This window comes from Wolbachia endosymbiont of Culex quinquefasciatus Pel (genome assembly GCF_000073005.1).
GTDB lineage: Bacteria > Pseudomonadota > Alphaproteobacteria > Rickettsiales > Anaplasmataceae > Wolbachia.
This window is the reverse complement of record NC_010981.1, coordinates 240,137-261,563: the sequence shown is the minus strand read 5'-3', so window position 1 is coordinate 261,563 and position 21,427 is coordinate 240,137. Positions and strand designations below refer to the sequence as shown.

The window sequence follows — 21,427 nt, the reverse complement described above, 5'->3', positions numbered from 1 at the left end:
AAAATGTCTGCTCACTTAAGTTTAGAATTAATAAAGTGCCTCATTAATCAACCTGGATTAGATGTTAATGTTAGAGGATTAAATGGCAAGACACCACTACATTGCGCTATAGAATTTGACGAATTAAGCATGGTGGATCTGCTACTTACGAAGAAGAACATTAATCCTTTTGTAGAAGATAATGACGGCAAAACATCTCTTGATTACGCTAAAGAAGGAAAAAAAGCAGAAATATTAAAAGCGCTAATTAATAATAAATACGGGTCAGAACAAGATAGCTTACTTCATTTAGCTGCAATGGTGGGTGAGGTAAATGCTGTAAGGTACCTAATAAATAGAGGCATCGATGTTAATTCGCGTAATGCAATATTTCATACACCATTACATTTGGCAGCTGGTATTGGACATGTAGAAGTTGTAAAGATTTTAGTCAGAGAAGGAAATGCTGAAATCGAGGTTTTTGATGCACGAAATCAGACACCGATGCACTATGCAGTTAACAACAAAAAATTAGAGATAGTAAAGTTATTACTGGAGCTAGGAGCAGATGTAAATAGCGCACGTGTAGGACAAAATTCAATGAAATTATCACCTATTCATATAGCTGTAAGTAATACTAATTACGATGAAAGAGATTTGTGTTTGGATATCCTCAAATGCTTAATAAGGGAGCCTAATGCTCAAGTCAATTTGCAAGACTACGAAAATAAAACACCACTACATTATGCTGAAAGACTGAAAACAATAGAAGTTTTACTAACGCGAGAAGATATAGACCCTCTGGTAAAAGACGATAGTGGCAAGACACCATTTGATTACGCTAAACCTGAGATAAAGAAGGCTTTGATAAGTAATAAATACGGTTCTGAAAAGAATAGTCTACTCCATTTAGCTGCACAAAGAGGAGAAATTGAGCTTGTAGAGTCTATCTTAAAAGAAGAAATTGATATTGATATTTCAAATAATAAGAGTCTATCACCGATCTATCTTGCTGCAGAAAAAGGGCATTTACATGTAGTGAAGTTATTGCTGAAAAAAGGAGCAAACTATACACCTGTTCTGCACTTAGCAATCAAGTCAAATAATTTAGAATTACTAAAAGTTTTATTTAATGAAAAAAATGGAGCGTTACTCTGCAGAGATACCGTTGTTAATTTTCCAACCCTTCATAATAAATATATAGCACAGAGAGAAATAGCAGATAAAAGGATGAAAAAACATAATAATATTATCTGCATCTGTATTACAGTTAGCGCAGTAGCAATGGCAGCATATATAGGTTTAACAGCAGCAACAATAAGCAGTGCAATCATTTTTGCAACAATAACAGGGATATTTGCGCTTGTTGTAGCAATAATGGTAAGTGAGATGAACAAAAGATATATAGAAAAGGAATTTCAGAAAAAGATGTTTATGGAACTGGAGGAGTGTAGTTCTACTGTTAATGATGTTGCAATTGTGAGTAGATGCAGATAATGATATACGCTAGAGCTTTTTCTGAAGGTTTAAGACCAGATCCAGAGCTTAAAGTATCAGAGTGGGCGAATGAGTATCGAGTTTTAGCGCCAACTGCAGCATCAGAGCCAGGTAAATGGAGAACAGAGAGAACGCCATACCTTAAAGAAATCATGGATTCACTTTCTCCGTCCTCACCAGCAGAAAAAGTAGTATTCATGAAAGGAGCGCAGATTGGAGGAACAGAAGCAGGTAACAATTGGATTGGCTATATTATAGATCAGACTCCTGGTCCAATGTTAGTTGTGCAGCCAACAGTTGAAATGGGAAAACGTTGGTCAAAAGGAAGATTTGCGCCGTTAATAGAGAGTACACCATGTTTAAAAAGTAAAGTAAAAGACCCAAGGTCAAGAGATTCAGGCAATACTGTGCAAAGTAAGGAATTTCCAGGTGGAATAGTAGTAATAACCGGAGCAAATAGCAGTGTAGGACTAAGATCCATGCCAGTAAAATATCTCTTTCTTGATGAAATAGATGCCTACCCAGGAGATTCAGGAGGAGAAGGAGATCCAGTACTGCTCAGTATTGCTCGAACTAATACATTTGCACGTCGAAAGATTTTTTTAGTATCAACGCCAACGATTCATGGAATAAGCAGAATTGAGAAAGAATTTGAAGCAACAGATAAGAGATATTTTTTTGTACCATGTCCGCATTGTAATTACTATCAAGTTCTAAAATGGTCACAAATAAAATGGGAAAATAACGACTCAAGAACAGCACATTATGTCTGCACTGAATGTAGCGGCAAAATAGAAAATCATCAAAAGACAGAGATGCTAGAACGTGGAGAATGGAGAGCTACAGAGGCAAAAGAAGGGGAGAAAAAAGGATTTCATCTTTCAAGTCTTTATAGTCCAGTTGGGTGGTATAGTTGGCAACAAGCAGTAGAGGATTTTCTGCATGCAAAAGAAAGTGAACAATTACTGAAAGTTTGGATAAATACTACGCTTGGAGAAACTTGGGTAGATAAAGGAGAAGTACCTGATTGGAAGCAATTATTTAACAGGAGAGAATTTTTTCCCGTAGGCACAGTACCAAAAGGTGAAGTGGTTCTCACAGCAGGAGTAGATGTCCAAAAAGATCGGTTAGAAGTAGAAGTTGTAGCATGGGGAAAAAGCCGTGAAAGTTGGTCAATAGACTACCGAGTATTTGAAGGAGATACAGGAGGTAGGGAAGTATGGGGAAAACTCTCTGAGCTTTTAAATCATCATTTTATTGGTGAAAATGGGCTTGAATATATGATAAGCATGATGGCGGTTGATGCAGGGTATGCAACGCAGGAAGTATACAACTGGGTAAGAGGTCATCAGGGCTCTGGAAGAGTAATGGCAGTCAAAGGTGTAAATAAAGCTCTAGTGCCACTTAGCAGCCCAAGTAGAGTTGATATAACAGTTGGTGGTCAAAAGCTGAAAAGAGGAATAAAGCTCTGGCCAGTAGGAGTATCGATATTAAAGTCAGAACTTTTTCAATTACTTAATGTTTTAAAGGACGGTGAAGAAGCTCCAGCAGGATACTGTCATTTTCCCGAGTATGCACCTGAATATTTTAAGCAGCTAACGGCAGAGCAATTAGTCAGCAAAGTGGTAAAAGGATACACCAAACAAGAGTGGCAAAAGGTAAGAGAAAGAAATGAAGTGCTAGATTGCCGAATTTATGCGAGAGCAGCATCTATTGCACTTGGAATTGATCGTTGGCCAGAGAGTAAATGGAATAGTTTGAGTGGAAAAATGGAAAGCAAAAAGCCTAAAAAAGTAATACAGAGTAAGTGGCTTGGTAATCAAAATGTACAGTGAAGAATATTTAACTCAAGTTGAGAAAGCAATTCAAAAACTGCAAAGCGGAGAAAGAGTTGTCTCAATTGCATATGGTGACCATGTTGTGAGGTACGGGGAAGTTCAAATAAATGATTTATTGAATTTAAGACAACGAATTAAGGCTGAGTTAAAAGTTGCAGGCATGAGGCCAAAGAGGAAAATTGTTTTTTCAACGAGTAAAGGAATTTTATAAATGCTGCTAAAAACCTTCAAGCAATTATTTAACAAACCAAAGATAAAAAGCTCAGCGTGGGATACAGCAGGTTCAGGAAGAAGATTTTTTCACTTTCAACCAGAGTTAGGAAGTATAAACAATTTGCTGTCTCAAAGCCTTGAAACTTTACGTAGTAGATCACGTGATATGGTGAGAAAAAATCCATATGCAGCAAATATTATTGATACAATAGTAAGTAACTCTATTGGAACAGGAATAAAGCCGCAATCAAAAGCAAAGAATGCAGAATTTCGAAAGAAAGTACAAGAATTATGGCTGAAATGGACAGATGAAGCAGACAGTAGTGGAGTAAGTGATTTTTATGGATTACAAGCTCTAGTGTGCAGAAGTATGATAGAAGGTGGAGAGTGTTTTGTACGCCTCCGAAATCGTAAACTCGAAGATGGATTTTCTGTACCATTGCAACTTCAAGTATTGGAATCAGAGCATTTAGATAACAAAAGCAATCAAACACTTGCAAATGGCAATATTATTCGTAGTGGCATTGAATTTAACCGACTTGGGCAAAGAGAAGCTTATTACTTATTTAGAGAGCACCCAGGTGAAGGTTCGTTTGGAGAATCAGTTAGAGTACCGGCAAATGATGTTTTACATATCTATAAACCTTTAAGGCCTGGACAAATTAGAGGAGAACCTTGGCTTTCTAATATACTGCTAAAGCTTTATGAGCTTGATCAGTACGATGATGCGGAGCTGGTAAGAAAGAAAACTGCAGCAATGTTTGCTGGATTTATTACGAGACTCGATCCTGAGGCAAATATTTTAGGAGAAGGTGAAAGTAATGAGCAAGGAGTAGCACTATCTGGCCTAGAACCTGGAACAATGCAGCTTTTAGACCCAGGAGAAGACATAAAATTTTCAGAGCCGTCTGATGTTGGAGGAAGTTATGAAGCATTCATGAGACAGCAACTGAGGGCAATAGCAATAGGCACAGGGATAACATACGAACAACTAACAGGAGATTTAACCGGTGTTAATTATTCATCAATCAGAGCAGGACTGATAGAGTTTCGTCGTCGATGCGCTATGCTGCAACATAACATTATGGTATTCCAATTTTGTAGACCAGTATGGAGTAGATGGCTAGAGTTAGCAGTACTTTGTGGAGAACTCCGTATAGATGAAAAAGTGGCAAAAGCAGCGAAAGAAGAAGTAAAATGGATACCACAGGGATTTGATTGGGTGGATCCACTGAAAGATCAACAAGCACAACAGATGGCAGTAAGAAATGGCTTCAAGAGTCGCTCAGAAGTTGTTTCAGAATTGGGTTACGATGTTGAAGAAATTGATCAAGAGATTGCCGAAGATCAAAAGCGAGCTGATTCTTTTGGACTTTGTTTCGATTCTGACATTAATCATAAAAGGGAAGGAAGGTGATGTGGATAAATAAACCAGTAATGGTAGAGAGAAGAAGCTTTGAACTATTATCATTATATAATAGCAAACAACCTATCTTTAAGAACTTAAAGCATTTTCATATAAACCCAAAAGGAATAGCAATAATACGTATTTATGGAGTTTTGACAAAAAAAACAGAAGCTTTTGATCATATTTTAGATATGACTTCGTATGAAAATATTCATGAAGAGATAGAGAGTGCTTTAGAAGATAAAAGCATAGAGACGATTCTACTTGACATAGATAGTCCAGGTGGAGAAGTAAATGGAGTGTTTGATCTAGCTGATTTTATCTACGGTGTAAGAGGAAAAAAGAGGATAATAGCGATAGCAAATGATGATGCGTACTCTGCTGCATATGCTATAGCTTCAAGCGCTGAAAAGGTTTTTGTGTGTAGAACCTCTGGTGTTGGAAGTATAGGTGTTATTGCAAGTCACATTGACCAAAGCGGTTTTGATGAAAAGCAAGGAATAAAATACACAACTATTTTTGCAGGCAAGAGAAAGAATGATTTAAATCCACATGAGCCAATGACGTCTGAAAGTCTGGAAAGCTTACAAAAAGAAGTAGACCGACTATATGAAATGTTTGTGCAGCTAATAGCAAGAAACAGAGGTCTTTCAATTGAAAAGATTCGATCAACAGAAGCAGGTCTATATTTTGGCGAGAAAGCAGTAGAAATAGGTCTTGCAGATGGAGTTACAACATTTTTTGAATTTATTAACAAAGGAGAAAATACTATGAATAAACAAACTACAACTGACCTAGAAATTGATGACCTAGAAACTGATAATTTAACTAAGTATCGTACTGAAATTGTTGAATTAATACGTTTATGTAACTTATCACGAATGCCAGAGAAAATAGGAGAATTTATTGAGCAGGGTGTAAGTATTGAGCAAGCGAGGGAAGTTTTAATGGAATTACTTGCAGAGAGAACGAAAAAGACAGAGATACTGAGTGCAATACCACAGAATTCGCAGGAAGATTTGATGACACAGGTAGCGAAAAGTCGGTGCATTTAAATTTTATAACCGCCATATATAGTGCTCTGCGGTAAATAAGTGTCCAAAATGTGCCATAATGGCTAATTATAAGGTAATAACTGCGGTGTATAGCATTTATAAACACGGCGGTAAAAAAATAAAAAAAGGAGAGAAAAAGACATGATAAGTATAACTGAAGGAAATAATTTAGGCGATCTTCTGAAATATGAAGTGTCCAACCTATATTCAAGAGATCAAATAACAGTAGCTAAAGGTCAAAATCTTAAGCTTGGTGAAGTAGTTGCCAAAAAGACGGAAGATGGTTTTATTAGAGTACTTAATCCTGTTGGAACAGATGGCACACAAACAGCAATAGGTGCAATAGTAAGTGATGTAAATGCGACAGAAAATTCCAAAGCAGTAATTATTACTCGTGGTGCAATACTAGCAGATCATGCAGTTGTGTGGCCAGCAGGTATCACTGAAGAGCAAAAAGCTGCAGCAATAAAGCAACTTGAAGGACGAGGGATCATTGTCCGCAAGGGAGTGTAACTTAAATTAATAAGGGGGAAAAAGAATGCAAAATCCATTTACAAATACAGCATTTAGCATGACGGCACTAACAAATGCGATGAATATATTGCCGATAAATTATGGACGGGTTGAAAATTTAAATTTATTTCCAAATAGGTCAGTAAGATTTAGACATATTACAATAGAAGAACATAACGGAGTTTTAAGTTTACTACCAACGCAAGTTCCAGGGGCGCCAGCAACAGTAGGAAAAAGAGGAAAAAGAAAGGTAAGAACGTTTACGATTCCACATATTCCACATGATGATGTAGTACTGCCAGAGGAAGTACAAGGAATAAGGGCATTTGGATCAGAGAGTGAACTTAAAGCGCTTGCAGACGTAATAACTGACCATTTACAGCTAATGAGAAACAAGCACGCAATAACATTAGAGCATTTGCGAATGGGAGCGCTGAAAGGAATAATTCTGGACGCAGATGGCAGTGAATTATTAAATCTGTACAACGAATTTGAAATCACGCCAAAAGTAGTAAATTTTGCCCTTGGAACAGCAACAACTGATGTAAAGCGTAAGTGTCTGGAAGTATTGCGACATATTGAAGACAACTTAAGTGGTGAATATATGACGGGAATTCATGCACTCATAAGCCCTGAGTTTTTTGATGCACTTACTTCTCATACTAAAGTGAAAGAAGCATATGAGAGATGGCAAGAAGGAGCAGCGCTTCGGAATGATATGAGGTCAGGGTTTACGTTCTGTGGAATAACGTTTGAGGAATATAGAGGGCAAGCAACTGACCCTGAAGGAACGGTGAGAAGATTTATTGAGAAAGATACAGGGCACTGTTTTCCACTAGGAACAGCGAGCACATTTACAACATATTTTGCACCAGCAGATTTTAATGAAACAGTAAATACACTAGGACAGCCACTATATGCAAAACAAGAGCCAAGAAGATTTGATAGAGGAACAGATTTACATACGCAGTCAAATCCTCTGCCAATGTGCCATAGACCTGGCGTATTAGTAAAAGTCGCTATAGCTTAACATACTGGTAGAGTAACTACAAGGTAGGTGAGGCACAGAACGACTCTACCGGTATGCGCTTTCTTAGCATGTAAAGGTTAGTATATCAAAAAGAGATATGCAAGAGAATATTAAGCGATTATTAGAAGATTGTTTTGCCCATTTAGGAGAAGTAGCTTTGTATGAGTCGAAAAATAAGGCGTACATGGTACAAGTATTAAAGCAACAGCCAGATAAATTATACGAGATTGGTGAAGGACAATTTGTGGGGGAGATGTTGATTTTGGAGGTGAGTGTCTTTGATATATTAAAGCCAATGGTAGGAGATATCTTCGTTATTGGTAACTGTAAGTATAAGGTGCACTCACTACCACTTAGAGATAAATCTGGAATGATCTGGCGAATCGAAGCGTCTGGGGTGTAAAATGTCTGTGCATATAGAAGTTGAGGTAATAGAAAGTGCAAATGCTAAAAGAAAAAAAATAGAATTAGCAATAGTGAGAGCGTTAAACAGAACAGCACTATGGCTAAAATCAAAAGCAGCTAAGAAAATCAGTGAGGAAAAGAAAAGTTTGATAAGAAAGAGATTAAGAATTTTTAAGGCAAAAACTAGCAGATTAGAAGTGTTAATTAGAGCAAATCTCTATGACATTAGAGCATCGACAATTGGCAAAATACAAAAAACAAGAAGAGGATCGAAAGTAGGAAAGCATGAGTTTATAGGAGGATTTGCAGCAGTTATGCCAAAAGGAAATAGCGGTATGTTTAAACGTGAAGGAAGAGCAGCATTGCCAATAAAGGAAGTTAAGTTGCCACTCGAACCTGAGGCTTCAAGGATAATAGAAAATTTTGTTAATTATGAAGTTGAAAAGGTATTTGAAAAATTCTTCCACCGCGAATTAAGTTACATTACACCTATATGAATTGGCAAGATTTACATAAAGCAATTTGCACTAAGTTAAAAGAAGAAATATCAGCAATACAGACGTGCGAAATTTATCCAGCAATAAGGAAAGAATTATTAGCGCCAGCGGTGTTTGTGGAACTTAGCGGATTTGAAAAAGGACATGATCCTGGAACAGAAGAATTAGCGCTGAAAGCAAGATTTGAAGCAAGAATTGTGATTGATAGCACAATAGAAAATGCCCCTGTTATTGTTAGAACATTAGCTGCTGAGGTTGCGAGAGTAGTAAATAAAAATACTTGGAATGTGGAAAATGTTTCACCAGGAGAATTTATCTCTGCGGAAATTGACGGATTTAGGCCAGAATTAGATGCGTATCTTGTTTGGGTAGTTGATTGGGTTCATGAGATACATATTGGTAAATCAGTGTGGTCAGAAACTGGAATTAAGCCGCATATTATAGAGATAGGTAACGTACATGTTGGATCATAGTTTTGCGATTTCAGAGCTGAATAGGAAGCTAGCAAACGTTATTCGTATAGGAGTGGTAAAAGAAATAGATTATGAAAAAGCAAAAGTAAGAGTTAAAATAGGAGAATTTTTAACAGATTGGTTGCCATGGATAACAAGTAAAGCAGGAAAAGATAGAGATTGGTCTCCGCCAGATATTGATGAGCAAGTAGTTATACTTTCCCCGCTGGGAGAATTATCTTTAGGAGTAGTACTTCCTGGAATATATCAACAAAAGTACTCTGCACCAGAGAATAAAAAAGAAATAAATAGTGTGAAGTTTCAGGATGGAACAAGACTGTTATATGATAAAGAGAAGCATCATTTGGAGATTGAAGTAATGGACAAAGTAACACTGAAAGCTGGGGAATCAAGTATAGAAATGACAAAAAGTGGAATAAAATTGAAGGCAGATAAAATAAACCTTAATTGATGAATAAATCGGTTGTGCGAGTAGGAGATCATTGTGCAGAAGCAACACCACATTTTTGCGTTAGTGGCAGTAACAATGTTTTTGTAAATGGTAAGCCAGTTTGCCGTAAAGGAGATAATTTTACAGAAGGAAGAGCATTAACTGAAGGGTCAAAAACAGTGTTTGCGAATGGCTATAGTATAGGAAGAGTAGGAGATATAGTTTCATGTGGGTTTAAAGTAATAAAAGGCAGTGAAAGCGTTTTTGCAAAATAGAAATGAAGGGTATGGATGCTAAAACAGGAAAAGCGTTAGAAGGAATAGAGCATTTAAAGCAATCTGTCGTAGATATTTTAACTACCCCTATTAATAGCAGAGTAATGAGGAGAGATTATGGGTCAAGACTATTTGAATTAGTAGATAAGCCAATAAATAGAGATTTAACTTTGGAAATCTATGCAGCAACAGCAGAAGCACTGGGGAAATTTGAGAAGAGATTTAAGTTAGAAAAAGTAAAGATAACAGAAGTAAAAGAAGGGAGAGTAACATTGAATTTAGAAGGTGTCTATCTTTCAGAAGGTAAGTTCATAAATATTAATGGAGTAGTTGTTTAAAAATGCAGCAGCCAAATATTATCGAACCACTGAACTTTGAGGAAATATTTTTCAGAATGAAAGAAGAGTTAGTGAGTCGGGATGCAAGCTTTACAGGATTGGTGGAAAGTGATCCAGCGATAAAGATTCTGGAGGTAGCAGCATGGCGAGAACTTTTGCTCAGACAAAGGATGAACGAAGCAGTAAAGAGTAATTTACTGAAATTTGCAAAGGGAGAAGATCTTGATAATTTGGCTGAATTTTATGGAGTAGAGAGAGAAAAAGAAGAAGAGGATGAAAGATTTAGAAAGAGGGTAAAAGCAAAAATAGCAGGTTGGTCAACAGGAGGAAGTAAGGAATATTATAAATATCATGCACTGTCAGCAGATAGTAGAGTAAAAGATGCACTAGTAGAATCACCTATACCAGGAAAAGTACAAATTTCAATCTTATCAACACAAACTGGCATATTGTCAGAAGAGCTACTAGAAATTGTAAAAAAGCAGGTTACTAGAGATGATATAAGGGTTTTAACAGATACAGTAACAGTAGTTGGTTGCAATATTACGGAAATAGATATTCACAGCAGAATGAGCATAAGTCCTGTAATATCGAAGGAGGAAATCAAGAAGCAGTTTATTGAGAAGTTTGAATTAGCAAAAAGATTAGGGTGGAGTGTAACAAGATCGTGGATAATAGCGAATCTATTTGTAGATGGTGTAGAAAACGTAGAATTAATCGAGCCAAAAGAGGATGTTGTTGTGCTAGGTAATGAGTGTGCAAATTTGCGAAATTTAAAGATTGAGTTGAATTAATGCTATTACCCCCAAATGCAACAAAACAAGAAAAAGCGCTAGTAGATGCAACAGATTATAGGGTTGATCCAAGCAGGATAAGAGGGTTTAAATTTAGATTAGAAGAAAGAATATTACCTTGGTTAATCGAAGAATATTGTAAATTATTTAGAGGAAGCGCTCAATAAAGAGAGAGAGGAACCTTTACAACGCAAACGCCGTCATCATCATGGAGATCATAATTCTCATCACTTATCACACCAGCCTCGTACTATAGATTCAAGTAATAAATCTGAAATAGCGGCAAGTAGTGGCATAAGACCATCTTCATGGATGAGTAGTTATATTTCTTGGGCAAAAAACTTAGCAGCTAGCACTTTTTCTATAATTCCTGGATTACCTGCTCAATATAACATTGCAGACAAGAATAATGTAAAAAGTGATAATAAAAACATACCACAAAGTACATCATCTGTTGGTTGGAATAAATTCCTAAATAATGAAAATATTGCCCTTGCGAGTTGTGTTGCCGATGCATTAGATAATACTCCAAGTAGGCGCTATCAAGATTTAATGAGTAAAGGAGTAGAAGTTGTGCCAAGCAGAAGAGTTGCAGTTGAATTTGCTCTGAAAAAATTTAATTCATTTGTAGAAGATAAAATAAGAAACCTAGATTCAAAAGAACAAGCGAGAATACGTGTTGAACTTAAAGATGCATATCCAGAAATAACAGCAAGTCTTGAAAGAGGAGTTGAATTTAGTGGTAATGTTGGGTTAGATAATGTTTTAGAAAAGTGCAAGAAGTGCTTTTGTACAAATGTTCTACCAAAGGAAGTATCAACTTGTCTTTCTGATATAGGAGTAACCAAACTTGAAGGTAATCTCAATAGGTAGGTTATAATATAAGAAGTGGAGCTATAATATGCCAAGTTGTGGAAAATTTAAAGTGAAGGTGGCAAAATTAGCCACAAAATAATTAGGTATACCAGTAGCAAGTTTGATGGTTCTAATACTAACATGAATGAAGTGGGAATACAAGACTAGAGTTGGGGAATAAATGGTTAATATACTATCCATATTAAACTTACAGTACGTAGCTTTGATATAGAAGTTTGGGTAACGTTATGATAGTAATTTATATAATTCTGTGTGCTATCTTTATAGCTGTTTTAGACAGTTCATTAGACTCTTAATTATGTGGTACGTTTAACTTAGGAAAGGTTTTCATAAATATTGAAGTGAATAAGTAAGAATATTATGTTTTTTCTTTGAGTTGTGAAATTTCAGAATGAGAGAGACCGGTAATTTGAGCGATAACATCAATAGAGACACCGGCCTTGAGTGAGTTTTTTGCAACTTCGATTTTTTCTTCTTGCCTACCTTCTTGTCTACCTTTTTCTTGACCAACTCTAAGACCCTCATCAAATTTTTGAGCAAAAGCAGCAATCTCATCCATTATGCGTTTTTTCATTTGTTCATATGCTAGTAACTCTTCTTCTGACCAATTAAACTTATTCATCTCTTCATAAGCTCGTTTTATTATTACGTCACTACCAACTATCTTATCTAGATCCTCTTCCCTTGTTTCTGCTGCATATCGGAAAAAATAACACCATTTTTCTACTATATTTTCTAGTTGGTCTTCTTTTGTCTTTGTAAATTTAGGTAGTTCTATGAATACGAAGTAAAAATCCTTCAAGTCATGTTCAAAGCTATTTTGATCTAAAATGACATGATTAGATTTGTAATCAGCCTTATCTGGAAAAATAATACAATCAGCAACAGCAATAAAGATAATTTCCTTGAGATTATGATAATTATCACCTTGATCAGCTTGACTTGAGTAGGCTTTGGCAGCATAATATTGAGCGCGTTTTTCGAAGCCTTTGGTCTTAGTAAACTGCATTTCTATTATGTATCTTGAACCTTGAGAGTCTTTACAAAGAACATCGACAATACTCTGCTTTTTAGCGGCAATTTCAGGGTCCAAAATGGTAGCTAAGAATTCAACATCGTGAATAGCAGCTAAACCAGTAAAGCCTAAAATATCGTTCAAGAAATGAATGAGGATATCTTTATTCTTTTCAGTGCCAAATATTCTTTTAAAGGCATAATCATTGCGTGCATCAAGAAATTTAGAAAGAGCCATGAGAAAGTAAGATAAAAAGCATTAATAATTATACACAATTGTGAAGAAATATTCAACTAAAATTCAAACATAGAAGTTTTTGTATATCTTTATTTGGTAGTATTAACCTCTATAATATTTATGGCAAACATCTCAATAAGGTATCAGATAGCACAAAAAGTAAGGAGCTGGAGGCTAAAGCGAGGATATACTCAAAAAGATTTAGCGGGAAAAATCGGTGTAACATATCAAATAGTACTACAATATGAAAAAGGAATACGTAAAATTTCGATTGAAAAGTTATATGCTATAGCAAAGGTGTTATCGGTTGATATTATAGACCTAATTCCTGTATCAAATGAAAAAATCTGTCTTGAAGATGAGGAAGAAGAAATATTAGATCTAGTAAGAGAATATAAAAAGATCAATGATCAGGAGTTACGTAAGATGTTTTGTTTACTAACCAAATTTGTCAAAGTTAGTGAGAAAAGTAGTAAAAAATCGGAAAAAATAAAAATTGCAAAGGGTATGGTTAAAGCAGGAATTTCTGTTGATATTGTTGCAAAAACAATTGGTCTCTCTGTTGATGAATGTGTTGAAGAAAAAGTTGGTTCTATTTACTGCCAAATAGGCAAAAAGATAAAAGAATGGAGGCTAGTGAGAGGGTATACTCAAAAAGATTTAGCAGAGAAAATGAGTACAACACGTGACGAAATAAGCAACTATGAACAAGGACGTGTGGCTATTCCACTGGAAAAATTGTATGCAATAGCGGAAACATTATCGATTAATATCATGGACCTACTTGAACTAACAGAGGATGCAGATGATAAAGTGGAAAATGAATTACCGAATTTAATTGAAGAATACAAAGAAATTGAGAGTCAAGAATTACGCTATGCGCTAATAAAATTTCTGTTTGAAAGCATACAAATTTGCGAAGAAAAAGTAAAAAGAGTAGAAAAGATGAAAATTGCAAAGGATTTAGTGAAAGGAGAAATTTCTACCGATATTATTTTGCAAATAACAGGCCTCTCTTTAGGCGAAATTCAACAATAAAAAATCATCATATATTAATATCTTCACTTTTTGATGAAAAAATAAGTAAAAAAGATTTAAAAATTGATTTGACTTCACTCGAAAGCTATGGCTCTATGCCAATGCTGATAAAAAACAGCAGTAAATATCTAAAAAAAGTTTGTTGTTAGTGAAAGGTAAATTATATGAATAAAAGTAAAGAAGAAATCGAATTCAGAATATTAGAAAGCAAAGGCAAAGCACTACTTGATCGTGAAATAATGGAAACATTTTTAAGTGCAGTACATGAAAGGCCACAAGCTCAAGAAATTGCTAAAAATCTGGTGAACACTTATACGGGAGTAGGAAGGATTTTAGGTAGAGAAATGGATGACCTGAAAGTTATAGAAGGAGTGACTGATTCTGCAGTAGCAATGATTATGTGTGTTAAGGAAACGCTAGAAACCTCAGTTATGGATTAGCCGATAAAGAAAGGCATAGAAATAGAAGGCTTTTTGGACTGCATGGAGTAGGAAATCAGAACAGAAAAAACATGAATTAGGAAATTTGTTGGCGATCTATGTCTTGTATGCTCAATCTCAAATTTGTTTTTCAAGGAATCAAAAACAGTCTCAATAATCGACCTTTTCCTTAATAAAATCTTCTCTTTAAGTGAAATTAGTGCGTTTTTCATACCTTTTTTACTTTAGTGACTAACTTTAGGCCTCTATCGAAGAGTTTCTCAAAAAGCTCTTTCTTTATAACCTCAGTTATGGATTAGCCGATAAAGAAAGGCATAGAAATAGAAGGCTTTTTGGACTGCATGGAGTAGGAAATCAGAACAGAAAAAACATGAATTAGGAAATTTGTTGGCGATCTATGTCTTGTATGCTCAATCTCAAATTTGTTTTTCAAGGAATCAAAAACAGTCTCAATAATCGACCTTTTCCTTAATAAAATCTTCTCTTTAAGTGAAATTAGTGCGTTTTTCATACCTTTTTTTACTTTAGTGACTAACTTTAGGCCTCTATCGAAGAGTTTCTCAAAAAGCTCTTTCTTTATATAGCCCTTATCTCCAAACAAAAGTCCGGTCAGTCTTTTAGTGAGAGTTGGTAAAGGTTTTCTGTCATCAACGTTACCTTTGGTTAGGGTAAGTGCTTGAATTTCACCAATTTCGTTAATCACTAAGTGCAACTTGAAGCCAAAAAACCAACCATACGTACTCTTACTAATTTCTGCTAGATGATTAAAAACTTTATTCCTAGAGATCCTTTTTTTGTGGCAAACGGCAATCGTAGAGGTGTCGATGTAGGAAGTGCCGGTCATTTTCGCTTGTTCACAGAACCATTGCAAAAGTAATGCTAAATACCACAAAACTCGCGGCTTTAAGGCAATAAATCTGTGATATGAAGGCAGCTTTGAAAACTCTGATCTATAGAATAACTGAAGATAACAAAGATAAAAAGCCTTGAAGTTTTTACATGGTGATTTATGGTATAACAGGATTATGGTTAGAATTTCTGAGTGCGCTATTTCTGGTACTCTGGTTGGTTTTTTGCCGTTTGATAAGAACCTATTTGCAAAATTATCATCTACCGCACGACAAAAATCCTCGACGCAACAGTACAGTTCTGTAATATCTTTCTTCATGGGTAACCTCTTATTATTACTAAAATACTCGAGTTTACCCTGTTTCCCTCTTCTTAGTTATACTTTTATCTATTTTCTAATCCATAACTGAGGTTATGAAGGCCTAGCAATTTATGACGGTGTCATTCCAGCGCGTGACCAGTTCTGATTGCCTGGTCAGTCCTCTTGGTTTCAGTGTTAGGCTACTCGAATAACAGGTGTTACTGAAATAACACCGATGGGCTACTGGAAGGATAAGAGGCTACTTGAATGAAAAGAAAGGGAGTGCACATTTCTTTGAACAGATAGGTTAAATTAGGTTGAAGTTTTAGCAGCAGCAAGTCTGTTAAAATCTTCTTCAGCGTGGTACGATGACCGCGTTAATGGGCTTGATGCAACTACCAAGAAGCCTTTAGAATAAGCAATATATTTATAATGCTCAAACTCTTCTGGAGTAACATATCTATCAATTTTTGCATGCTTTGGAGTTGGTTGCAGATATTGACCAATTGTAATGAAATCAACTTCGGCGCTACGTAAATCATCCATAACCTGAAAGATTTCTTCTTTTGTTTCTCCAAGACCAACCATAAGCCCTGACTTCGTGAAAAGTTTAGGATTAATCTGTTTCACCATCTTTAGCAAATATAGTGAATGAAAATAACGAGCTCTTGGTCTTATTTTTGCATACAGCCTTGGTACTGTTTCGATGTTGTGGTTATAAACATCAGGTGATGCAATAGCTATTGCTTCAAATGCTCCTTTCTTATTTAAAAAATCAGGAGTGAGAATCTCTATTGTTGTTTCCGAAGTTATCTTTCTAATTTCTTCTATACACCTTATAAACTGATTTGCACCACCATCTGATAAATCGTCACGGTCAACAGAGGTAATGACAACGTGCTTTAAATTTAACTTTTTTATTGCTTTTGCTAAATTTTCTGGTTCATGAGGATCGAGCTTATCAGGAATGCCAGTTGCAACGTTGCAAAACGCACAAGCACGAGTACAAACAGAACCGAGAATCATCACAGTAGCATGACGTTTATTCCAACATTCACCAATATTTGGACACGCAGCTTCTTCGCATACTGTATGTAAGTTATGTAGCTTAACAGTGTTTAAGGTTTCATTGAATACTTTACCAGCTGGAGCTTTTGCTCTGAGCCATGTAGGCTTACTATGCATCTGAAACAGCTAGCTCTACCTCTTGTTTTGCTAAAACTTTCTTTAGTCTTCTTTTTATCTTTTGCGCTTCTTTACTTAGTTTGATTGTTTTTGTGTTGAGCAAGAAAGCATCAAGATCACCTTTGTAATCTATAGTTCTTAAAGTTCTTGTCGCTATACGAAAGCTAAACTTTTTTTCTAATATATTACTCGTTAATGTAACCTTATGTAAATTTAAGAGAAAGGTACGCTTTGTTTTACGATTTGAGTGCGATACCTTATTACCAAAAGACTTTTTTCTATTTGTTAATTCACAAATTCTACTCACTTCAATATACCAATTTATCCTATGTAACTAGGTTAACCTTATATAGTTAAATAGTCAACTCCCTTGCTTGATTTTTATACCGTATACTGCTTTATAGCCAAAAAACACTGTAATTTTTTCTATTACAAGAGAAACCATATGCTGCATTTCTAATGCTTTACTGCCATTTGTTACTAACAGATGCAGAACACCAGAATTTACGTTTTGTGCGTATGAGATCTTTTGTGGTTTTGTACATTCTGCTAATTCCTCTCCAACTATACTTTTCCAGTTTAAAATAAGACGTATTTCATTTTTGCTGATCTTATTTTTCATGCATTTTAATGCATAGTTTTCTATTATAGATTTTAATTTCTTTGGCCCGCTATATTTAAGCATAGTTTTCTATTAATCAGATTTTGTCATATTCACAACATAGTGTGATGGATATTGTTTATAAGCTCCAGTAATTGCATCGACAGCAAAACCAGGTAACCATAGTAGATTCAATAAGGTAACGCTATTAAAACTTTCACCTACCATCACATTTAATTGTTTATAATCTTCTTTTTTACAATCAACAAACAATGATCCCGAACCTCGATGAATAACCACTATTCCAGGGTTAGATGTGAGAGAATGATTCGTTCCAGATGGGTCACGTATGACACATTTGACTTTTTCTACTAAGTTATCGTTATCATCTACTACTTTCATTTTAATCTCTTGTGTAGAACCCGAAAGAATTGTTGCAAAACAACCGGTTAATAACACAATTGTAGACAACATTAAACAAATGTTTAGTAACCTAGAAGATATACAATATTGGTATATTTTAAACATAACAACCTCACAAATCAAATTTTATCATCCGTTAGGCTTAACATATCCTGGAGTTATTTGTCAGTTCCAGTAGTGCTAGCTTGGATTGTAGCTGATTTACAATAACTACACCTCCAGCTTCACACATAAAAAGCAGTATTTGTATATTTTTGCCTAACTTGTAATCATTTTTAATTGTAATTTATTAAATTATTATGAAGCTAATTAAAATTCGAGTAAAGTATAGTATTTCCAAGAAGATTATCTTTTTACTGTATGCAGTAATTTTCTTATAGCTATCTGTTTTTTAAGATCTTTCTGCAATCCAAGCTGCTTGAATGGCCTCTAATATTTTTTCATTACAATACTTTTCATCATCATCAAACTCTTCTAAATCCAAGACTTTTCTTTTAAGTTCAGTGAATCTAATACTAATTATATCTTCATTTGGAAATTTCTCTTCTAGAGCTTCTGCAATATCTTCTATATCAAGCCATTTCATACTTTTTTAATAAATTAAACTGGTGCCCATGGGGAGACTTGAACTCCCAAGGTCGCAAAACCCACGGATTTTAAGTCCGCTGCGTCTACCGATTCCGCCACACGGGCCTTATGTTGTTTATCTAGAGTAAAATTCTACTACTAAATTGACTTCCATGTCTGCTGAATAGGGGACTTCGGAATATTGAGGCGCTCTCAAATACTTCACTGAAAGTGCTTTGCTGTCTGCCTCTAAATAATCTGGAGCCTTACGTTCTTGTTTTTGTTCAGCCTCTATTAATATAGGAATTTTTGCTGCTCTTTCCCTTATTTTTACTATATCACCAGGCTTCACTCTATAACTTGATATGTTAACCACCTTATCATTAACTGTAACATGTTTATGAGATATAAGCTGTTTTGCCGAGTAAATTGTTGGCACAAAACCAGAGTGATATAAAACAGAACTTAACCTTGATTCTAAGGCACCAATAAAATTATCAGCCGTATAACCCTTTCTTTTGTAGGCATCTAAAAATGTACGTCTAAGCTGCTTACTTGAAATTGCATAGTAGAACTTAAATTTTTTATGTGCAGCAAACTGCTTACCAAAATCAGATAACTTCTTAAATCCAAGAATACCATGCTGACCTGGAGGGTATTTTCTTTTATTGACCGAATCTTTTGCTCTACCCCATAAGTTTACACCAAGCCTGCGACTGATTCTATACTTTCTATTGATAACAGTTGTCATACAAAAATTCTCACAATCTAACTATAAATTATTAATGATTTTAACATTAAGTGTCAACTTGTTTTTGCCACTATGATATAGTATACTTCACTTTTAAGTTTTCCTATTAATACATGAATCATCTACTACTAAAATCCATGGCAAATGCTGTCCGCTTTTTATCAATTGATGCAGTACAAAAAGCAAATTCTGGACATCCAGGTATGCCACTTGGCATGGCAGATGTTGCCACTGTATTATTTGCTAAATATCTAAACCATAACCCTGATGATTCTCAATGGATCAGTAGAGATCGTTTCGTCCTATCAAATGGTCACGGTTCAATGTTGCAATACTCTATATTATATCTGACAGGCTACATTAGTATAGATGAACTAAAAAACTTCAGGCAACTTACATCAAAAACTCCAGGTCACCCAGAATTTGGCTTAACTTCTGGTATAGAAGCAACAACAGGCCCGCTTGGTCAGGGATTTGCCACTGCTGTTGGCATGGCACTTGCTGAATCGATTCTTGAAAAGCAGTTTGAAATCAGTCACTACACTTATGTAATGCTAGGAGATGGTTGTCTTATGGAAGGTATAAGCCATGAAGCAGCGTCCCTTGCTGGGCATCTTAAATTAAATAAGCTGATAGCACTTTTTGACGACAATGACATCTCTATAGACGGTTCTACTAGCCTCTCTTGCTCTGATGATGTAGAAAAGCGTTTTTCAGCGTATGGATGGAATGTTGACAAAATCGATGGGCATGACTTTGATGCTATATCCCTTGCAATAGAGCAGGCGCAAAAGTCTGATAAACCTACACTAATCTGTTGCAAAACTATTATCGGAAAATTTTCGAGCCGTGCTGGCACATCTTCTGCTCATAGTGGTGCCTTTACAGAGGAAGATGTAAAACAGATGAGAGAAAAATTAAATTGGGACTATGAACCATTTCATGTACCAGAAGATGTGAGAAACGCTTGGATAGAAACAGTTAAGAGGGCAAAGCAAAACTATACATCCTTGATCAATAAAGAACTACAAAGAAGACTTGAGAAACGTTTGCCGAATAATATCGAGAGTGATTTGGCTGATCTGAAGAAACAAATATGTAAGCTAATGCCAAACGAAGCTACTCGATCTTCTTTCGGCAGAGTAATGGAACTATTAACTAAGTCTATGCCAGAACTAATTGGTGGCTCTGCTGATCTTACCGGTTCAAATTGTACTAAATATAAGCATATGCAGGCAATAGATAGTAATAATTATAGTGGCTCTTATGTACACTATGGAGTGAGAGAGCACGCTATGGCAGTTTGTATGAATGGTATGGCTCTTCATGGTGGGATTATTCCTTATGGTGGAACTTTTTTAGTATTTTCCGACTACTGCCGCCCTGCTATACGTCTTTCAGCCTTGATGAAACAGCAGGTTATATATGTAATGACTCATGACTCAATTGGAGTAGGAGAAGATGGTCCAACTCACCAGCCAATAGAGCATTTAGCTTCTCTGAGAGCTATACCAAATCTGTATGTTTTTAGGCCAGCAGATGCAATTGAAACTTTGGAGTGCATTAGCATTGCACTTGAAAAAAAAGAGTCACCTGCACTATTTGCGCTTTCAAGGCAAAATATTAATTACATGCACTCTTATACTGACCAATTGGCCAACCTATCAAAATTTGGTGCATATATACTATGCGAATATTCAGGGAAGCTAGAAGTGACGATATTTGCTACCGGATCTGAAGTTGAAATTGCAGTTGAGGCAAGAGAAAAATTACAGGAAAAAGGTGTAGGTACAAGGGTCATTTCTATGCCGTGTTGGAGGCTTTTTGACGAGCAAAGTGATGAATATAAAGGGGTAATATTAAATAATGATAGTATTAAAGTTGCAATTGAAGCTGGAAGTGAAGTGGGTTGGCATAAATATATAGGTTCAAACGGTATATTTATTGGCATGAAAAATTTTGGAGAATCAGCACCTTATGAAGCTCTTTATAAGCATTTTAATATTAGCGCTGATTATGTAGTAAAATGTGTTTGTGAAAACGCTTTTTATCATTCCACTGCCCATAAAATTACTTAATGAACTCAGCCAGTGCCGTTATTATGATATATATAACAATTTTACAAAAATAATATCATAGAATTCAAGAATTGCTACGTGCTAAAAAAAGCAAAATGCTGTTTATAAGAATAAATGGCAAACACTCAACCAATTTCTATTTGTAAATCAGGTGAAGTCAAACCTATAAAAAATTTGGGAGTGTTCATACGCGTCAAGAAAGGTGGTTTTTTTAAAAATATCTTAAATTTTTGATCAAAAACTACCTCACTCTACACTTCCGCCATTTTCTTCAATTTAAGCTACAGCACCAGCAAGGACTTTTTAACTTGCCAAACAGGT

The 21,427-nt window shown here is 35.5% G+C and carries 26 protein-coding genes, 1 tRNA gene and 2 pseudogenes; 19 read left to right on the top strand and 10 right to left on the bottom strand.

What is annotated here, in order from left to right:
• Positions 1–3: 3 nt before the first annotated feature.
• The 16 genes from WP_RS01280 to WP_RS01210 all read left to right on the top strand — a co-directional run bounded on the left by WP_RS01280 (position 4) and on the right by WP_RS01210 (position 11,618).
• Positions 4–1,476 carry an ankyrin repeat domain-containing protein gene (locus tag WP_RS01280; protein WP_012481772.1) on the top strand — a complete coding sequence of 491 codons (1,473 nt, stop codon included), beginning with the start codon at positions 4–6 and terminating at the stop codon, positions 1,474–1,476.
• Complete coding sequence (locus tag WP_RS01275) at positions 1,476–3,311, top strand: phage terminase large subunit family protein (RefSeq protein WP_012481771.1); 1,836 nt, start codon at positions 1,476–1,478, stop codon at positions 3,309–3,311. The genes WP_RS01280 and WP_RS01275 overlap by 1 nt, the downstream gene beginning before the upstream one ends.
• On the top strand, positions 3,301–3,525 hold the full coding sequence (locus WP_RS01270) for a gpW family head-tail joining protein (RefSeq protein WP_007302937.1): 225 nt from the start codon (positions 3,301–3,303) through the stop codon (positions 3,523–3,525). The genes WP_RS01275 and WP_RS01270 overlap by 11 nt, the downstream gene beginning before the upstream one ends.
• Positions 3,526–4,944, top strand: coding sequence for a phage portal protein (locus WP_RS01265; RefSeq protein ID WP_007302936.1), 1,419 nt, complete (start codon positions 3,526–3,528; stop codon positions 4,942–4,944).
• On the top strand, positions 4,944–5,990 hold the full coding sequence (locus WP_RS01260) for a S49 family peptidase (RefSeq protein WP_012481770.1): 1,047 nt from the start codon (positions 4,944–4,946) through the stop codon (positions 5,988–5,990). The genes WP_RS01265 and WP_RS01260 overlap by 1 nt, the downstream gene beginning before the upstream one ends.
• Before the next feature lie 141 nt (positions 5,991–6,131).
• Positions 6,132–6,503, top strand: a complete 372-nt coding sequence (locus WP_RS01255; RefSeq protein WP_007302934.1) for a head decoration protein — start codon at positions 6,132–6,134, stop codon at positions 6,501–6,503.
• Positions 6,504–6,528: 25 nt separating this feature from the next.
• Entirely contained in the window at positions 6,529–7,533 is a 1,005-nt protein-coding gene (locus WP_RS01250; RefSeq protein ID WP_012481769.1) for a major capsid protein, read from the top strand.
• Between the two features lie 97 nt (positions 7,534–7,630).
• The gene (locus tag WP_RS01245) at positions 7,631–7,936 is read left to right on the top strand and encodes a head-tail joining protein (protein WP_012481768.1); all 306 of its coding nucleotides are present in this window, start codon (positions 7,631–7,633) and stop codon (positions 7,934–7,936) included.
• 1 nt (position 7,937) lies between these two features.
• Positions 7,938–8,435 carry a phage tail protein gene (locus tag WP_RS01240; protein WP_007302874.1) on the top strand — a complete coding sequence of 166 codons (498 nt, stop codon included), beginning with the start codon at positions 7,938–7,940 and terminating at the stop codon, positions 8,433–8,435.
• Positions 8,432–8,908 carry a hypothetical protein gene (locus WP_RS01235; RefSeq protein ID WP_007302875.1) on the top strand — a complete coding sequence of 159 codons (477 nt, stop codon included), beginning with the start codon at positions 8,432–8,434 and terminating at the stop codon, positions 8,906–8,908. Before WP_RS01240 ends, WP_RS01235 begins: the two co-directional genes overlap by 4 nt.
• Complete coding sequence (locus tag WP_RS01230; protein WP_007302876.1) at positions 8,895–9,359, top strand: phage baseplate assembly protein V; 465 nt, start codon at positions 8,895–8,897, stop codon at positions 9,357–9,359. The genes WP_RS01235 and WP_RS01230 overlap by 14 nt, the downstream gene beginning before the upstream one ends.
• Entirely contained in the window at positions 9,359–9,613 is a 255-nt protein-coding gene (locus WP_RS01225) for a PAAR domain-containing protein (RefSeq protein WP_007302877.1), read from the top strand. Before WP_RS01230 ends, WP_RS01225 begins: the two co-directional genes overlap by 1 nt.
• Before the next feature lie 2 nt (positions 9,614–9,615).
• Positions 9,616–9,951 (top strand): GPW/gp25 family protein, encoded by a 336-nt coding sequence (locus tag WP_RS01220; RefSeq protein ID WP_007302878.1) that lies wholly within the window; start codon positions 9,616–9,618, stop codon positions 9,949–9,951.
• Positions 9,952–9,953: 2 nt separating this feature from the next.
• Positions 9,954–10,745: a baseplate assembly protein gene (locus WP_RS01215; RefSeq protein WP_012481767.1), complete on the top strand. Its 792-nt coding sequence runs from the start codon at positions 9,954–9,956 to the stop codon at positions 10,743–10,745.
• Positions 10,745–10,912: a hypothetical protein gene (locus WP_RS07515; RefSeq protein ID WP_007301819.1), complete on the top strand. Its 168-nt coding sequence runs from the start codon at positions 10,745–10,747 to the stop codon at positions 10,910–10,912. The genes WP_RS01215 and WP_RS07515 overlap by 1 nt, the downstream gene beginning before the upstream one ends.
• Before the next feature lie 145 nt (positions 10,913–11,057).
• Positions 11,058–11,618 (top strand): hypothetical protein, encoded by a 561-nt coding sequence (locus WP_RS01210; RefSeq protein WP_007301820.1) that lies wholly within the window; start codon positions 11,058–11,060, stop codon positions 11,616–11,618.
• 361 nt (positions 11,619–11,979) lie between these two features.
• On the opposite strand, the gene WP_RS01205 is transcribed toward WP_RS01210, so the two are convergent.
• The gene (locus WP_RS01205; RefSeq protein WP_007301821.1) at positions 11,980–12,873 is read right to left on the bottom strand and encodes an Rpn family recombination-promoting nuclease/putative transposase; all 894 of its coding nucleotides are present in this window, start codon (positions 12,871–12,873) and stop codon (positions 11,980–11,982) included.
• 120 nt (positions 12,874–12,993) lie between these two features.
• Between WP_RS01205 and wmk the strand changes: the two genes are divergently transcribed.
• Positions 12,994–13,911 carry a WO male-killing family protein Wmk gene (gene wmk, locus WP_RS01200; RefSeq protein WP_012481766.1) on the top strand — a complete coding sequence of 306 codons (918 nt, stop codon included), beginning with the start codon at positions 12,994–12,996 and terminating at the stop codon, positions 13,909–13,911.
• Positions 13,912–14,075: 164 nt separating this feature from the next.
• Positions 14,076–14,333, top strand: a pseudogene (locus WP_RS01195) (DNA repair protein RadC); the annotation flags it as partial.
• A gap of 14 nt (positions 14,334–14,347) precedes the next feature.
• On the opposite strand, the pseudogene WP_RS07060 reads toward WP_RS01195, so the two are convergent.
• The 9 genes and pseudogenes from WP_RS07060 to rpsD form a co-directional block, all read right to left on the bottom strand.
• Positions 14,348–14,631: pseudogene (locus tag WP_RS07060) on the bottom strand (transposase); the annotation flags it as partial.
• 15 nt (positions 14,632–14,646) lie between these two features.
• The gene (locus WP_RS01190; RefSeq protein WP_007301954.1) at positions 14,647–15,519 is read right to left on the bottom strand and encodes an IS982-like element ISWpi16 family transposase; all 873 of its coding nucleotides are present in this window, start codon (positions 15,517–15,519) and stop codon (positions 14,647–14,649) included.
• Positions 15,520–15,813: 294 nt separating this feature from the next.
• On the bottom strand, positions 15,814–16,686 hold the full coding sequence (gene lipA / locus WP_RS01185) for a lipoyl synthase (RefSeq protein WP_007302639.1): 873 nt from the start codon (positions 16,684–16,686) through the stop codon (positions 15,814–15,816).
• Positions 16,679–16,993, bottom strand: a complete 315-nt coding sequence (gene rpmB / locus WP_RS01180) for a 50S ribosomal protein L28 (protein WP_007302640.1) — start codon at positions 16,991–16,993, stop codon at positions 16,679–16,681. Before rpmB ends, lipA begins: the two co-directional genes overlap by 8 nt.
• A gap of 54 nt (positions 16,994–17,047) precedes the next feature.
• Positions 17,048–17,371, bottom strand: a complete 324-nt coding sequence (locus WP_RS01175) for a DUF721 domain-containing protein (RefSeq protein WP_007302641.1) — start codon at positions 17,369–17,371, stop codon at positions 17,048–17,050.
• Between the two features lie 9 nt (positions 17,372–17,380).
• Positions 17,381–17,761 carry a hypothetical protein gene (locus WP_RS01170; RefSeq protein ID WP_019078566.1) on the bottom strand — a complete coding sequence of 127 codons (381 nt, stop codon included), beginning with the start codon at positions 17,759–17,761 and terminating at the stop codon, positions 17,381–17,383.
• A gap of 340 nt (positions 17,762–18,101) precedes the next feature.
• Positions 18,102–18,296 (bottom strand): Fe-S cluster assembly protein IscX, encoded by a 195-nt coding sequence (iscX, locus tag WP_RS01165; protein ID WP_007302643.1) that lies wholly within the window; start codon positions 18,294–18,296, stop codon positions 18,102–18,104.
• A gap of 20 nt (positions 18,297–18,316) precedes the next feature.
• Positions 18,317–18,403 (bottom strand) — tRNA-Leu (locus tag WP_RS01160).
• Between the two features lie 10 nt (positions 18,404–18,413).
• Entirely contained in the window at positions 18,414–19,028 is a 615-nt protein-coding gene (gene rpsD, locus WP_RS01155) for a 30S ribosomal protein S4 (RefSeq protein WP_006012690.1), read from the bottom strand.
• A gap of 113 nt (positions 19,029–19,141) precedes the next feature.
• Between rpsD and tkt the strand changes: the two genes are divergently transcribed.
• Complete coding sequence (gene tkt / locus WP_RS01150; protein ID WP_007302644.1) at positions 19,142–21,106, top strand: transketolase; 1,965 nt, start codon at positions 19,142–19,144, stop codon at positions 21,104–21,106.
• The last annotated feature ends 321 nt before the right edge of the window (positions 21,107–21,427 follow it).